Source organism: Rhodospirillaceae bacterium, assembly GCA_028819475.1.
GTDB lineage: Bacteria > Pseudomonadota > Alphaproteobacteria > Bin65 > Bin65 > Bin65.
Genome location: JAPPLJ010000036.1, coordinates 118,692 through 132,111, shown reverse-complemented (window position 1 = coordinate 132,111; position 13,420 = coordinate 118,692). Strand labels below are relative to the sequence as shown.

At 66.8% G+C, this 13,420-nt stretch carries 13 protein-coding genes; 4 read left to right on the top strand and 9 right to left on the bottom strand.

Annotated elements, in window-relative coordinates; all coding sequences use genetic code 11:
- Positions 1-18: 18 nt before the first annotated feature.
- Positions 19-594, bottom strand: coding sequence for a hydrolase (locus tag OXM58_11660; GenBank protein MDE0149018.1), 576 nt, complete (start codon positions 592-594; stop codon positions 19-21).
- 173 nt (positions 595-767) lie between these two features.
- On the opposite strand from OXM58_11660, the gene OXM58_11655 reads away from it, so the two are divergent.
- Together OXM58_11655 and OXM58_11650 are read left to right on the top strand one after the other, a co-directional pair.
- A complete protein-coding gene (locus tag OXM58_11655) occupies positions 768-2,189 on the top strand; it encodes a DEAD/DEAH box helicase (GenBank protein MDE0149017.1) in 1,422 nt (473 codons plus the stop codon).
- A 62-nt stretch (positions 2,190-2,251) separates the two neighbouring features.
- Complete coding sequence (locus OXM58_11650; GenBank protein MDE0149016.1) at positions 2,252-2,377, top strand: hypothetical protein; 126 nt, start codon at positions 2,252-2,254, stop codon at positions 2,375-2,377.
- Positions 2,378-2,573: 196 nt separating this feature from the next.
- Here the strand turns inward: OXM58_11650 and OXM58_11645 are convergent, their stop codons facing one another.
- From OXM58_11645 to OXM58_11610, 8 genes are all read right to left on the bottom strand, one after another.
- Positions 2,574-3,659, bottom strand: coding sequence for an ABC transporter ATP-binding protein (locus OXM58_11645; GenBank protein ID MDE0149015.1), 1,086 nt, complete (start codon positions 3,657-3,659; stop codon positions 2,574-2,576).
- A 3-nt stretch (positions 3,660-3,662) separates the two neighbouring features.
- Complete coding sequence (locus tag OXM58_11640) at positions 3,663-4,463, bottom strand: ABC transporter permease (GenBank protein MDE0149014.1); 801 nt, start codon at positions 4,461-4,463, stop codon at positions 3,663-3,665.
- Complete coding sequence (locus OXM58_11635; GenBank protein MDE0149013.1) at positions 4,456-5,370, bottom strand: ABC transporter permease; 915 nt, start codon at positions 5,368-5,370, stop codon at positions 4,456-4,458. The genes OXM58_11640 and OXM58_11635 overlap by 8 nt, the downstream gene beginning before the upstream one ends.
- 10 nt (positions 5,371-5,380) lie before the next feature.
- The gene (locus OXM58_11630; GenBank protein MDE0149012.1) at positions 5,381-6,481 is read right to left on the bottom strand and encodes an extracellular solute-binding protein; all 1,101 of its coding nucleotides are present in this window, start codon (positions 6,479-6,481) and stop codon (positions 5,381-5,383) included.
- A gap of 408 nt (positions 6,482-6,889) precedes the next feature.
- The gene (locus OXM58_11625; protein ID MDE0149011.1) at positions 6,890-7,198 is read right to left on the bottom strand and encodes a GYD domain-containing protein; all 309 of its coding nucleotides are present in this window, start codon (positions 7,196-7,198) and stop codon (positions 6,890-6,892) included.
- Between the two features lie 392 nt (positions 7,199-7,590).
- Positions 7,591-8,928 (bottom strand): ABC transporter substrate-binding protein, encoded by a 1,338-nt coding sequence (locus OXM58_11620; GenBank protein MDE0149010.1) that lies wholly within the window; start codon positions 8,926-8,928, stop codon positions 7,591-7,593.
- A 189-nt stretch (positions 8,929-9,117) separates the two neighbouring features.
- On the bottom strand, positions 9,118-9,900 hold the full coding sequence (hpaH, locus tag OXM58_11615) for a 2-oxo-hepta-3-ene-1,7-dioic acid hydratase (GenBank protein ID MDE0149009.1): 783 nt from the start codon (positions 9,898-9,900) through the stop codon (positions 9,118-9,120).
- Between the two features lie 120 nt (positions 9,901-10,020).
- Positions 10,021-10,470 (bottom strand): MarR family transcriptional regulator, encoded by a 450-nt coding sequence (locus tag OXM58_11610; protein ID MDE0149008.1) that lies wholly within the window; start codon positions 10,468-10,470, stop codon positions 10,021-10,023.
- 151 nt (positions 10,471-10,621) lie between these two features.
- On the opposite strand from OXM58_11610, the gene OXM58_11605 reads away from it, so the two are divergent.
- Together OXM58_11605 and OXM58_11600 are read left to right on the top strand one after the other, a co-directional pair.
- The gene (locus tag OXM58_11605; protein MDE0149007.1) at positions 10,622-11,635 is read left to right on the top strand and encodes a substrate-binding domain-containing protein; all 1,014 of its coding nucleotides are present in this window, start codon (positions 10,622-10,624) and stop codon (positions 11,633-11,635) included.
- Between the two features lie 146 nt (positions 11,636-11,781).
- On the top strand, positions 11,782-13,392 hold the full coding sequence (locus OXM58_11600; GenBank protein MDE0149006.1) for an SPFH domain-containing protein: 1,611 nt from the start codon (positions 11,782-11,784) through the stop codon (positions 13,390-13,392).
- Positions 13,393-13,420: the final 28 nt, after the last annotated feature.

The following is a 13,420-nucleotide window of genomic DNA, read 5'->3' as shown; positions in this document are numbered from 1 at the left end:
GGCCCGGCCTGCGGGAGCCTACCGGATGAGCGCGGAGACCGCGCGGAATTCCGGGTGGCCGGCCGTGCGCAGCCATTCGAACAGGACCATTTCGGTGCTGACGATCCCGATGCCGGCGGTGCGCATCCGCTCGACCGCCAGGTCGCGGTTCTCGGCCGTGCGGGATGTAACGGCGTCCGCCACGACATGGACCCGGTAGCCGGCGCCCGCCAGATCGAGGGCGGTCTGCAGCACGCAGACATGGGCCTCCATACCGCACAGTATGGCATCGCGCCGCCCGGTTTCGGCCCCGGTTTTGGCCCCGGTTTCGGCCCCGGTCTCGGCAAGGACGGCGGCCAGCCGGTCGTCGGCCTGGCACGAGAAATGGACCTTGTCGAAGATCCGCTCCGGGTCGGCCTTCTCCCGCACGGCGGCGACGGTAGGCCCGAGGCCGCGGGGATACTGTTCCGAGACGGTGTGCGGCACGCCGAGCAGGGCCGCAGCGTCGAGCAGAATGCCGGCGCGTTCGACGACCCGCGCACCGTCCAGCGTGGCGGGCGCCAGCCGTTCCTGGATGTCGATCAGCAGCAACTGGCTCGAATCGGCGTTCATCATGGTGTCACGTTCCTTCGCTATCGTCGCGCACCCTCAGCGGACCGGTCGCCGCCCGATCGCGGGCCGGCGGGCCTGCGTCCCGATGTGGCGTTGATTTGCGCCGCAAAAGGACGATGTAGACCCCGCGTGGCGTGCACCCAAGAATAACCTCTTCTGCCAGGCCTCACGACTTCATGACATTCGATGCTCTCGGACTGAGCGACCCCGTTCTGCGCGCGGTCGCCGAGACCGGCTACACCCAGCCGACCCCGATCCAGGAAAAAGCCATCCCCACCGTCCTGATGGGGCGCGATATGGTCGGGCTGGCCCAGACCGGCACCGGCAAGACCGCCGGCTTCACCCTGCCGATGATCGACATTCTGGCCGCCGGCCGCGCCAAGGCGCGGATGCCCCGGTCGCTGATCCTCGAGCCGACCCGCGAGCTGGCCGCCCAGGTGGCCGAGAGCTTCGAGAAATACGGCAAATACAACCGGCTGACCCACGCCCTGCTGATCGGCGGGGAGAGCTTCGACGGCCAGGACAAGCTGCTCGACCGCGGCGTCGACGTGCTGATCGCGACGCCGGGCCGGCTGCTCGACCAGGTCGAACGGGGCAAGATGCTGCTGCGCGACGTCAAGGTCTTCGTGATCGACGAGGCCGACCGGATGCTCGACATGGGCTTCATCCCGGATATCGAGCGCGTCGTCAAACTGCTGACGCCGCTGCGCCAGACCCTGCTGTTCAGCGCCACCATGCCGCCCGAAATCCGCCGGCTGGCCGACGCCTACATGATCAATCCGAAGGAAGTCGCCGTCGACCGGTCGGCGACGACGGCGGTGACGGTGTCGGATGCGGTTGCCGTCGTTCCGGAACGCGACAAGCGCGCGACCCTGCGCACCATCCTGCGCGCCGAAGACGTGGCCAGCGCCCTGGTCTTCTGCAACCGCAAGCGCGATGTCGACATCCTGAAACGGTCGCTCGACCGCCACGGCTTCGACGTGGCCGCCCTGCACGGCGACCTGGCGCAGGAGGTCCGCACGGCGACCCTGGATTCGTTCCGCGAGGCCAAGCTGACCATCCTGGTGGCGAGCGATGTCGCCGCCCGCGGCCTCGACATTCCCGACGTGTCCCACGTCATCAATTTCGACGTCCCGTACAATCCGGAAGACTATGTCCACCGGATCGGCCGCACCGGGCGGGCCGGCAAGGCGGGCCGCGCCATCACCATCGCAACCCCGGCCGACGGCAAGTCGCTCGACGCGATCCAGCGGCTGATCGGGCGGCGGATCGAACGCCTGGACCTGGACGGCGCGCTGGACGACAGCGCTTTCGAGGATGCGGACCGGCCGCGGAGCCGGGGCCGCAGCCGAAGCCGCGGCAACGGCCGGAGCCGCGCCGAAGCAGCGCCGGAGACGCGCAAGACGGCGGAGAAACCCCGGCCGGAAAAGACCCGGCCGGAAAAGACCCGGCCGGACAAGCCCCAACGCAGCAGCCGGCCGGCGCAGAAGCCGCGCCGGGCCGCGGAATTGCCGGACGAACCGCCCGACAAGCCGGTCGTCGGCCTGGGCGACCACGTTCCGGCTTTCCTGCAAAAGCCGAACCGCAGGGCGGGCTGATCCGGCGCCTCGCCGTTCTGCACGGCAGCCTCGCACAATGGTGCGCCGGTCGGCGCGCGCGCATGGGCCTGCACCGTCTCGCCCAGCCCGACATGCCGCCGATCACCTGGACCGAAGACCAGCTCTGGCGCGGCATCTTCTATCACGGCGGCGAGGAAGCCGGGACGTTCACCAGCGTTCATACGTGAGGGTGGAACCGCTGTTTACCGGTTCGGCAACTCTGGACCGTCATATCGACCGGAACGGACCCGCAGGGGCCGTGGAGCGGAGATATCTTTCACGCCCGGAGCCCGGTCCGAAGCACTGTACCGGAAAGATTTCTCCGCTTCGCGGCTGACGCCGCTCCGGTCGAAATGACGGATTGAGCGTGGCCGCGAGCGCCGGTCAGTTCTCGGACGGGAACAGGAGCACATTGTCGGGCTCGAACGAAAGATAGACGGGATCGCCCGACCGGAGGCCGCCGCCGCTCTCCGTGGAGACCGCCGGCTGACGGGCGAGGAATTCGATCCCCGCCGCCGTCCCGACATAAACCTCGACATGGGCGCCTTTGTAGACCGTCGTCTCGATCCGGCCGGAGACGATGTTGACGGCGTCCTCGGGCGGCTCGGCAGAGATCCGGATATGTTCGGGCCGGATGCCGACCTGGGCCGTCGCTCCCGCGGCGAGGCGCGTCTCGGCGGCAACGAGGACCCGAATGTCTCCGTTCGACAATTGAAGATACGGCCCGTCGGCGGCATCGACCGTCGCCTGCCAGATGTTCGACGTGCCGAGAAACGACATCACGCCCCGCTGCTGCGGCGCGTGATAAAGCTGCTCGGGCGAACCCGTCTCGACAATGCGGCCGTCGAACATCACGGCAATCCGGTCGGACAGGGACAGGGCCTCCTCCTGATCGTGCGTGACGAAGACCGTCGTGATTCCGAGGTCCCGCTGGATGCGTTTGAGTTCGACCTGCATCTCCTCGCGAAGCAGCCTGTCCAGGGCGCCGAGGGGCTCGTCGAGCAGCAGCACGTCCGGCTCGATCACGAGCGCCCGGGCGAGCGCGACCCGCTGCCGCTGGCCGCCGGAGAGCTGGTCTGGCCGGCGCTCTTCGAGCCCGTCGAGATGGGTGATCGCCACCATCTCTTCAACGCGCTTCGCCAGTTCGGCCTTGCCGACCTTCCGGCGCTCCAGGCCGTAGGCGATGTTCTGGCGGACCGACATGTGCGGAAACAGGGCGTAGTCCTGGAACACGAGCCCGACATTGCGCTGGTTCGGCCGCAGATCGACGACCGATTTGCCGCCGATCCGCACGTTGCCGTGCGTCGGCACGACGAAGCCGGCGATGCAGCGCAGCGTCGTCGTCTTGCCGCAGCCCGACGGGCCGAGCAGGGCGAGGCACTCGCCTTCCGCGATCGTCAGGCTGACGTTACGGAGGATTTCCGTCGCGCCGAGCGCATAGCTGACGTCTTCGAGATCGACCTGCGCCACGACTCACCCCCGGACCGACAGGGAGATTACGCCGAACCGGCGCTCGACCAGGACGATAATCGCGCTGACAATGACGATATAGATCGTCGAGAACGCCGCCGGCGTCGGATCGAGCTGCTGGCTGATATAGTTGAAGACCTCGATCGGCATGGTGGTCACGCCGCTGCGCACCAGGAAGATGCTGATCGGGTAATTGTCGAAGCTGATCAGGAAGGCGAACAGGAAGCCGCTGATCAGGCCCGGCGTCAGTTGCGGCAGCGTGACGGTGCGGAACACGGTCCAGCGCGTGGCGCCGAGCGACGCAGCGGCTTCCTCGAGCGACGGGTTGGACAGGGTCAGCGAGGCGACGATCGTCCGTACCGGGTAGGCGCTGGTCAGCACGACATGGCCGACGAGCAGGGTGATCCAGTTGAACGGCAGGCCGGTCCAGACAAAGAATTGCAGGATCGCGATACCGATGGCGATCATCGGCACCGCAACCGGCGACAGCAGGAACGCCACGATCATCGGCTTGGCCGGAAATCCATGACGCGCAATGGCAAGCGCCGCCGGGATCGCCATCAACACCGTGAAAATTCCGGTGAGGGAGGCGACCAGCAGACTCAGCAGGGTCGCTTCGCCGATCTTGTTGATCTTGGCGATGTTGGCATACCAGTCCATCGAAAAGGACTTCGGCGGGAACTCGATGAACTGGGAACCGCTGAAGGAAACGACGATCGTCAGAATGACGGGAAACACGAGGACGGCCATCGCCGTCCAGCCCAGGGTGGCGACAACGCGCTGAAAGCCGCGGTCCTCAAACATCGGCCTTCATCACCCGCCGGATGACCCAGCCGTAGGCGAAGACGACGGCGAAGGTGGCAAGCGTCAAGATCGTCACGATCGCCGAGCCCCAAGGGAAGTTCTGCTGCACCAGCAGCTGTTCGGCGGCGACCTGGGACATCATCGCGGTCGCCGGCGAGCCGAGCATCAGCGGCGTGACGAAGGCGCTCATGCAGATCGCGAAGCTGAGTATCGTGCCGCCGAACACGCCGGGCATCGACAGGGGAAAGACCACCTTGCGCAAGGTGGTCCACGGGCCGGCGCCGAGCGAGATCGACGCCTCGCTGTAACTGTCGGGTATGCGCAGCAGCGCGCCGTAGATCGGCAGGATCATGAACGGCATGACATAGTGCACGAGGGCGACGATGGTCGCGCCCTCGGAATACACCATGCGAAGCCCCCGGCTTGTGAACCCCAGCGCGACCAGAAAAGCGTTCAGCGGCCCCTGATCGGCCAGCACCACGAGCCAGCCATAGTTTCGCACGATCAGGCTGGCGGCCAGGGAGATGAAAATGACCAGCAGCATGCCGCTGCGCAGGCGCGGGCCCGCCCGGATCAGGAGCAGGGCCACGGGGTAGCAGATGACCAGCGCGATGAGCGTCGAGACCAAAGATATCCGGAAGGTGCGCGTCAGCGCGCGGCTCGTGCGCGAGGATTGAAAGGTCTTCTTGTAATAGTCGAAGGTCGGCTCGGCCTTCGGTTCGTCCTCGCCGTCCCAGGACTGGAAACTCTCCTGCGCGAGATAGGCGAAGGGCACCGCATAGAAGACGACCATGAAGCCCAGCAGCGGGCCCAGCATGCAGGCGATAAGCAGCCACCGGCGGGACCGTCCGCCGGAACGGCGCCGCACGGGGAGCGTCACCCCCGATGCGGCGCCCGCGTCCGTCATCCAGTCGGTCCTAACCGAAGACTTCGTTCCACTTCTCGGTGATCTTCGGCCGGTTCTTCGACAGGAACGCCCAGTCGGCATAGCCGATGTTGTCGGCCGGGCCGTTCAGTTCGAGCGTCCGTTTCGACGCCGACACGTCCTTGTGGGCGGCCGGCGAGCGCAGGATGCTGTCGATCTTGCTCTGAAATTCCTTGGACAGGCTCAGATTGACATACACCTCCGCCAGTTCGCGGTTCTTGGCGTTGACCGGCATGTTCATGCCCACGATTTCGCCATGCTTCTTTTCGGCGAGATCGGTCGACGGTGCGATCGGCGCGCCCTTGTCGATCAGCGGGTTGATGAAGATGCCGTAGAACGGCACCACCGGAACCTGCCCGCTCTGCAGCGACTGGATCGCCTGCGGCGCGCCGGTATAGGCGATCGCCCCGTTGGCCTTCAGCTTCTTCATGTGCTCGATGCCGGCCTGCCATTCGTACTGCGCTTCCTTGAGCGGCTTGCCGGTTGCGACCTGGGCCGACGAGGTCACCATACGCACGCCGCTGTTCCAGGTGACCGGCGGAATCATGACCTGGTCCTTCAGATCGGGCTTCCAGAGGTCGGCCCAAGCGCCGGGCGTCTTCTTGATGCGGTTGGTGTTGTAGAAGATCGTGTGCGTCGCATCGACGACGCCGGCCGAGAAGTAGTCGGCGAGGTTGAACGCCGGGCGCACGAACGCGAAGTTCGGGATGTTCTTCACATTGTGCTGGCGGATCAGGCCGCGTTCCTTGGCCAGGAACACGCCCGCTTCGGAAAACTGCATCAGGTCCGGCGGACTGGCCTTCTGGGTCCGCAGCATCACGAGCATCCGGCTCGTCACCGACTGCTGGAGGTTGATCTTCGCGCCGGTCATCTTCTCGAACTGCGGATGCAGATGATCGATCCACAGTTTCGCGAGAAGGCCCTGGTTGAGGACGACATTGATCTCCCCGGCGGCACGCGCCGCGGTGGTCACCCAAGGGGCGGCAAAGGCGACGGTGCCCGCGGCGGCCGCCTTGCCCATGAAACTGCGGCGCGTCTGCCGGCGCTCAAAATCCGGCTGCAAATCCGTTTTGCCATGTTTCGTGTCGGTCAACTTCATTCCTCCCTCTGCAATGCGGCGCTGCACCCAATCGATGGCCGCCGCGGAAAAACCGGGCCGAACCGTAACCGATCCGTTTCGAGATGTCAGCCGGGCCGGCAGGGGCAGTAGCTATATTCCCGGCGCATGGCTGCCCCGGCGGCCGGCTTGTCGTTCGGCGCCCCGGCTTGACCCTCTGCGATTGCGGAAAGTCGATGAGTTGGCCTGCCGCTCGAAATAGGGCGAACGCCGCGACTGTCCGCGGTCGACCCCTATTCCATCGGCGACATGCGTCATGCTTCAAGCTGCTACCGAATGGGCAGGGTGAGGACCGTGCTCTCCACCGGGTCCTTCTCCGGAATTTGCCCTCTACGCCCTGATCAACAACAGCGCCCGCGACCTGAACTTGCCGCCGCCGGTGGCCTACGCTCCGGGCGGCCGGTACGGCACCGTCTTCTTCACCGCCTCGTCCACCGTCTCGGGCGTGAGCAGCACGGTGGCCCTCATGTTGAGGGCGCCCGCCTTGGCGATGTTGAGCGAGACCGCCGTGGCCGTAGCGTCGTCGGGAAGATCGCAGATGATGTAAAGGTCCGTCTCGCCGAAGGCGTAGTAGAGCCCCTCCACGTTGCCGCCCATCGCCTCGATGGTCTGGGTCAGCGCTGCCCGCCGGCGGCTGCCGCCCTCCTTCAAAAGGCCCACGAGCCCTTCGCCCGTGTACGTCGCGTGGAACATGTATTTGCCCATGGGACTACCTCCAGATTTTGCAGTCCTGGATGATGGGCGATGCCCGGTGTTTCTTCAAGGCCGCAGCGACGAAGCCGCCGAGCGCGGCAGTCGGAACCGAGCGCGCTGCCCGCCTCGCTGTGCTCGTCGTCGGAACAGACACCTGCGTCGCCGGCGCCGGCCAGCCGGGCGGCCGCTTGCCGGTTAGGTCTCATTCAACCGTCATATCGACCGGAGCGGCCGGCCGGCCGCGCAGCGGAGATATCTTTTCTGCACGCATCACGGACCGAGGCGCCGTACCGGAAAGATTTCTCCGCTCCCTACGGTCGGTCGAAATGACGGATGGGAAGCGCACAGCCGGAAAACCGGCGAGGCGCCCCCTCCACCAAGCGAAGACTGCCCTAATACGCCAGCGGCTTGATCTCCGCGCCGGTGGCGATTTGCGGCGCCGACTTGTTGTTGACGATCACCAGGTCGTACTTGAACTTCTTGCCCTTGACCCACTGGCCGCCGACCAGCGGCGTCCGGCAGATATTCTTTACCGGGTTGCGCCGGTCGCCGAATTTCCACGACACCGGGCCGACGATCGAATTGTAGTTGGTCTCCTCGATCGCCTTGAGGATCGCCTCGGGATCGCCCGGATCGCCGCAGCGTTTGAGCACGTCGATCGCCACTTCGATATTGGCGTGCTTGAAGCCCATAGGCTGGGTCCACTGCTTGCCGGTGGCCGCGATATACGCCGCTGCGAACTCCGCCGACGACTTGCCGTTCAACGCAGAGCGGAACGGGTGGGACGGCGACCACCAGACCTCGGTGGTGAGCCCGACGCCGCGGTCGCCGAGCGCCTCGACGGCCGCCGGGAAGAGCAGCGCCTTCGCGATCGTGGCGGCCTTAAGCTGGCTGGCCAGCCCCTGCTGGGCGGCCTGGCCCCAGAAGGTCGAGAAGTCCGGCGGCGTGGCGAGGCCGGTCAGGATTTCCACGCCTTCCTTCCGCATGTCGCCGATTTGGCCGCTGAAGTTGAACGTGCCGGGATTGAACAGGCCGCGCTGGAAATACTTGAAGCCGCCGGCCTCCATCGGCGGCTTGAAGCCGCGCTTGGGATCGCCGGCGACCACGCCGTCGGAATCGTTGGCGATCAGCGCCCCGATCTTCCTGTTCGTGTCCAGGTCGTTCCACATGTTCATGAACACGCCGATCATGTCGTCGATGCCCCAGAAGAAGTGGTAGGTCCACTTGAAGCCCTTCTGCGGCGTGCCGCCCCGGCCGAAATAGACCACCTGCCACGGCGTATCCGACGTCACGCAGGGCACTTCGTTGGCCTCGCACTGGTCGGAAACCGGGTTGACGGTATCGCCGGACGACGACCCCATCATCAGGTTGACGTTTTCCTTCAGGATCAGCTCCGCCGCGACCTCCGCGGCCCGGTTCGGGTTCGACTGCGAATCCTTGGCGACGATTTCGACCGGGTAGGTCTTCGAGCCGATCCTGATGCCGTTCTTCAACGTCTCGCGCGCATCGGCCAGCACGAAGCGGTCGGCCTCGCCGAACGGCGCCAGCGGGCCGGTCTGCGGGCTGACGAAGCCGATCTTCACCGTCTTCGCCGCATGCACCGCGGGCGCCCCGAGCGTCGAGGCCGCCACCGCCGCGGCCGCACCGCCGCCGGCCGCCAGAAAACCGCGCCGTCCGACCCGTTTCGGCCCAATCCGTTTTGGGGCCGCACCGGTTTGCCGTTTTGCCATGATCTCTCCTCCCGTGAAGCGCGCGGCCGGGATCGCCGCGGCGCCGTTGTTCGACAGGTCCGGCCCGTCGGAATCTTTCCGGGCAGCCCGCCGGTAACTGTAGCCCGCGCGCCTGCACGATTCCACCGCCGGGACGGCAGGCGTCGCGCGGGCGCCCTCCGCGCACCGAACCGGTCGAAAGCGAACGGTCTATCCGAAGCCGACGCTCACCACGCCGAGGTCGCCGAAATCGGCGCGCAGCGTATCGCCCGGCTCGGCCCAGACCGGGCGGACGAACGAGCCCGAAAGCACGATATGGCCCGGCTCCAGCCCGACGCCATGGGCGCCCAGCTTGTTCGCCAGCCAGGCGATGCCCATCGCCGGATGGCCGAGCACGCCGATGGCGACGCCGGTCTCCTCGATATCGGTGTTGCGGTACATCGCGCCGCCGACCCAGCGCAGGTCGATATCGTGCGGCCCGACCGGGTGGCCGCCCAGCACGATGCCGGCCGCGGCGCCGTTGTCGGCAATGGTGTCGAAGATCTTGCGCGGGTTCTGCACCCGGGCGTCGATGATCTCGATCGACGGCACGACATATTCGGTCGCGCGCAGGACGTCGAGCAGGCCGACGCCCGGTCCTTCCAGCGGCGCACCCAGGACGAAGGCGAGTTCGAGCTCGACCCGCGGGATGCAGTAATCGGCACGGCGCACGGTCGCGCCGTCGGCGATCATCATGTCGTCCAGAAGGTGTCCGTAGTCCGGCTCGTCGATCTGCGACGAGCGCTGCATCGCCTTCGAGGTCAGGCCGACCTTGTGGCCGATCACCCGGGCGCCGGCGGCGACCTTGCGCGCGGTCACCTCGGCCTGGATGGCATAGGCGTCCTCGAACGTGATCTCCGGCCAGGTCGTGGACAGCTGGAGCACCGGCGTGCGCGTCTCCCCGGCCTGCATCAGCAGGTCGGCCGCCCTGTTGCGATCGGCATCCGACAGCATGGTCTTTCCTCAGACAAATCCGCGTTGACCGGAGGGTATAGGGGCAGGGAGAGCGACAGTCCAACGGCGTCTTGCCAACGGCGTATTGACAGCGCCTTCCGGCTGCACCGGCCGACGTAGTCAGTTCAGCGGGATCGCGTTGACCCCGGCCGCCGGCGCGTCGCCGCCCGCGTCCACCATGAATTCGTCGAGGCGATGGACACCAAAGCCGACCAGACGCTGTGCCAGCCGCGCCTCGTAGGCCCGGATCACCGGCAGGCTCTTGCGGTAGGCCTCCAGCCCGAAATCCGACGCCATGACGATGACGGCCCGCTGGTCGCGCTCGCTCTGCTTGCGCAGGACCAGCGAGCGCACGACCATCCGGTCGACCAGTTTCGACAGGGCCGAAATCTGGATGGCGGACTGTGCCGACAGGCCGCTCATGGTCCGGCCCTTGCCGTCGCTCAGACTGTCGAGCACCCGCCACTGCACGAGGGACAGGTCGAGCGGCCGGAGCAAGCCGTCCAGGTCCTGGGCCACGGACTGGCCGGCCCGCATCAGGATATCGGCCAGGCTACCGGAGAAGGCCATTTATATCTCCCTTGGGCGGTCGCCCGGCGAACGGCGCGCGGGCGAAACCGCGTGGCGCAAGGGCGCCGGATTGGAGTAGGATTCGGGCCGGCAGAAATGCGCACCGAAATTCGACCCCGGACAGCATCCCGGACAATATCCCGGACACGCCATGGCGAGCACGCACCGGATCGGCGTATTCATACCCACGAGCGGCCCGGCCGGCATCTGGGGCCCGTCCTGCCGCGCCAGCGCCGAACTGGCCTGCGCCGAAATCAACGCCGCGGCGACCGATGATACGGTGTTCCGGCTGCGCTTCGTCGATGCCGGGTCGAAGCCGCAAGCCGTCGCCCGCCGCGCCGCCGATCTGATCGCCGCCCGGCGGATCGATTCGGTCGTCGGCATGCACACCAGCGACGTGCGGGACGCGCTGGCGGCGGCGGTCGGCCGACGCGTGCCCTACATCTACACGCCGCTGCACGAAGGCAGCGCGCCGCACAACGTCCACTGCCTCGGGGTGACGCCGGATCGGCAACTGCTGCCGGCGCTCAACTGGCTGAGCGCGCGCTACCGGCTGCGCCGCTGGTATTTCGTCGGCAACGACTATGTCTGGCCGCGGGTTTCCCACACCCTGGCGGCGCGGGCGATGGCCCGGCAGGGCTGCGAGGTCGTCGGAAGCGATTATGTCGATTTCGACGAGAGCGCGACCGACATCCGCCGCTTCGACGCCATCCTCGACCGGATCGAAACCCGCCGGCCCGATGCCGTCCTGCTGTCCCTGATCGGCCAGGATTCGGTGCTCTTCAACCGGGCCTTTCACGCCGCCGGGCTGGCCCGTTCGGTCCTTCGCTTCTCCTGCGCCATCGAGGAGAACATGCTGCTGGCCATGGGCGCGGCGGCGACCGACGGGGTTTTCGTCAGCGCCGGCTATTTTGCGGCGCTCGATACGCGGCGCAACGGCGCGTTCCGCGAGCGCTACCATTCCATGTTCGCCGAGCGGGCGCCGATGCTGAACGATCTCGGCCAGTCGATCTACGAAGGCATGGCCCGCCTCGCCGTCCAGGTGACACGCAACCGCCGCATCGCCGCTGGCGTCCGCAGCGAAACCGGCCCCGGAGAATTGCCCGTCTATCTGGCCGAAGCGCATGGGTTCGATTTCAGGATCGTCCGCCAACTGGCCCGTTGACCGGCGCGTTCGGGCGCACCGGCCTCCCGACAATTTATTTGACATGGAAAATAAAGCAAGGATAACTTGATCCGCGCTGCGAGGCTGTCAGAATTGCGCCCGGAATTGCGCCCGGAATTGCGGAGGTCCGAAGAGCGAGGCAACCCATGGCGACCTTCATCACCATTGTCATCGTTGTCGTGGCGCTGGCGGTATTCATCGCCTTCCTGCAGCGCTTCTACCGCAAGGCCACCCGCGAGACCGCCCTGATCCGCACCGGCTTCGGCGGCCAGAAGGTGGCGATGGACGGCGGCTGCATCGCCCTGCCCTTCCTGCACCGGGTCGAAGAGATCAACATGCGCGCCATGCCGCTCGAGGTGGCGCGCACGGGCAACGCCTCCCTGATGACCGAGGACCGGCTGCGCCTCGACGTCGAGATGGAGTTCAACCTGCGCGTCCTGCCGACGCCGCAGGGCGTGGCGACCGCAGCCCAGGCCATCGGCTCGCGCTCGCTGAGGACCGACGGTCTGCACGAATTGCTGGACGGCCGGCTGGTCGGCGCCATGCAGGCGGTCGTCGCGACCAAGACCATGGACCAGCTGCACGAGAACCGCGGCGCCTTCGTCAGCGAAGTCGAAGCCCTGCTGGTCGACAATCTCGAGCAGAACGGCCTGCGCCTCGAATCGGCGTCGCTCACCCGCTTCGACCAGGCGTCGCTGGCGTCGCTCGACGAGAACAACGCCTTCAACGCCGTCGGCATGCGCCGCCTGGCCGAGATCGTCGCCGCCAACCGCAAACAGCGGGCGGATATCGAGGCCGACGCCGACGTCTCGGTGCGCCAGACCCAGCTCGATTCGCTGAAGCGGAAGCTGGAGATCGAGCGCGAGCAGCAGGAAGCGGAGATCGCCCAGCACCGGACGGTCGAGGAAGCCCGCGCGGCCGGCGACGCCGCCGAGGAAGCTGCGCGCCAGCACGCGAAGCAAGAGGCCGAGCGCGCCCGGATCGACGCCGAACGGCAGACCCGCCTTGCGGAAATCCAGCGCGACCTCGCCCTGCGCCAGGAGGAATCCCAGGCCCTGCTGGCCGCCGAATCGACCAAGATCGACAGCCAGATCGCGCTCAGCCGCAAGCGCGCCGAGGAGTTCGACGCCGAGGCCGAGACCGAACTGCGCCGTATCGGCGTCGTCGCGGCGCAGGAGCAATTGCAGCGCGAGAAGGAGAAGCTGGCGGCGGAACGCGACGCGACGACCGCACTCCTGCGCGCCAGGCGCGACGCCGACGTTTCCGAAGAGGTCACCAAATCCGAGGTCAGGACCCTGCTCGACAAGGTACAGGCCGAAGCCAAGGCGACCTCCGTCAAGGCCGAGGCCCGGCGCCACGAGTTGAAGGCCGAGGCCGAAGGCAAGGCGGCGCTTGCCGAGGCCGAGAATGCGGTGAGCGAGCAGGTGCTGAATACGCGGCTGGAGCAGCACCGGATCGACCGGATGCCGGCGATCATCGAACAGATGGTCAAACCGGCCGAGAAGATCGAGTCGATCCGCATCAACCAGGTGAGCGGGCTCGGAACCGGCGGATCGGGCGGAGAAAGCGGCGGCGCAACTTCGCCATTCAACCAGGCCGTCGAGGGCGTCCTGAACATGGCGGTGCAGCTGCCGGCCATGCAGAAGCTCGGCCGGCAGCTCGGCGTGAATCTCGATGTCGGCGGCGACGCCGACGCTTCAGACGGCGAATCGGCCGACAACGACACGGACGAGGACAAGACCGGCGGAGACCGCTAGCCGGCAGGAATTCAATCCAGAGGGAGTA

Coding starts and splice junctions, on each gene's coding strand:
- OXM58_11660 (MDE0149018.1), bottom strand. CDS start 594: ATGATGAACGCCGATTCGAGCCAGTTGCTGCTGATCGACATCCAGGAA.
- OXM58_11655 (MDE0149017.1), top strand. CDS start 768: ATGACATTCGATGCTCTCGGACTGAGCGACCCCGTTCTGCGCGCGGTC.
- OXM58_11650 (MDE0149016.1), top strand. CDS start 2,252: ATGGGCCTGCACCGTCTCGCCCAGCCCGACATGCCGCCGATCACCTGG.
- OXM58_11640 (MDE0149014.1), bottom strand. CDS start 4,463: ATGTTTGAGGACCGCGGCTTTCAGCGCGTTGTCGCCACCCTGGGCTGG.
- OXM58_11635 (MDE0149013.1), bottom strand. CDS start 5,370: ATGACGGACGCGGGCGCCGCATCGGGGGTGACGCTCCCCGTGCGGCGC.
- OXM58_11625 (MDE0149011.1), bottom strand. CDS start 7,198: ATGTTCCACGCGACGTACACGGGCGAAGGGCTCGTGGGCCTTTTGAAG.
- OXM58_11620 (MDE0149010.1), bottom strand. CDS start 8,928: ATGGCAAAACGGCAAACCGGTGCGGCCCCAAAACGGATTGGGCCGAAA.
- hpaH (MDE0149009.1), bottom strand. CDS start 9,900: ATGCTGTCGGATGCCGATCGCAACAGGGCGGCCGACCTGCTGATGCAG.
- OXM58_11610 (MDE0149008.1), bottom strand. CDS start 10,470: ATGGCCTTCTCCGGTAGCCTGGCCGATATCCTGATGCGGGCCGGCCAG.
- OXM58_11605 (MDE0149007.1), top strand. CDS start 10,622: ATGGCGAGCACGCACCGGATCGGCGTATTCATACCCACGAGCGGCCCG.
- OXM58_11600 (MDE0149006.1), top strand. CDS start 11,782: ATGGCGACCTTCATCACCATTGTCATCGTTGTCGTGGCGCTGGCGGTA.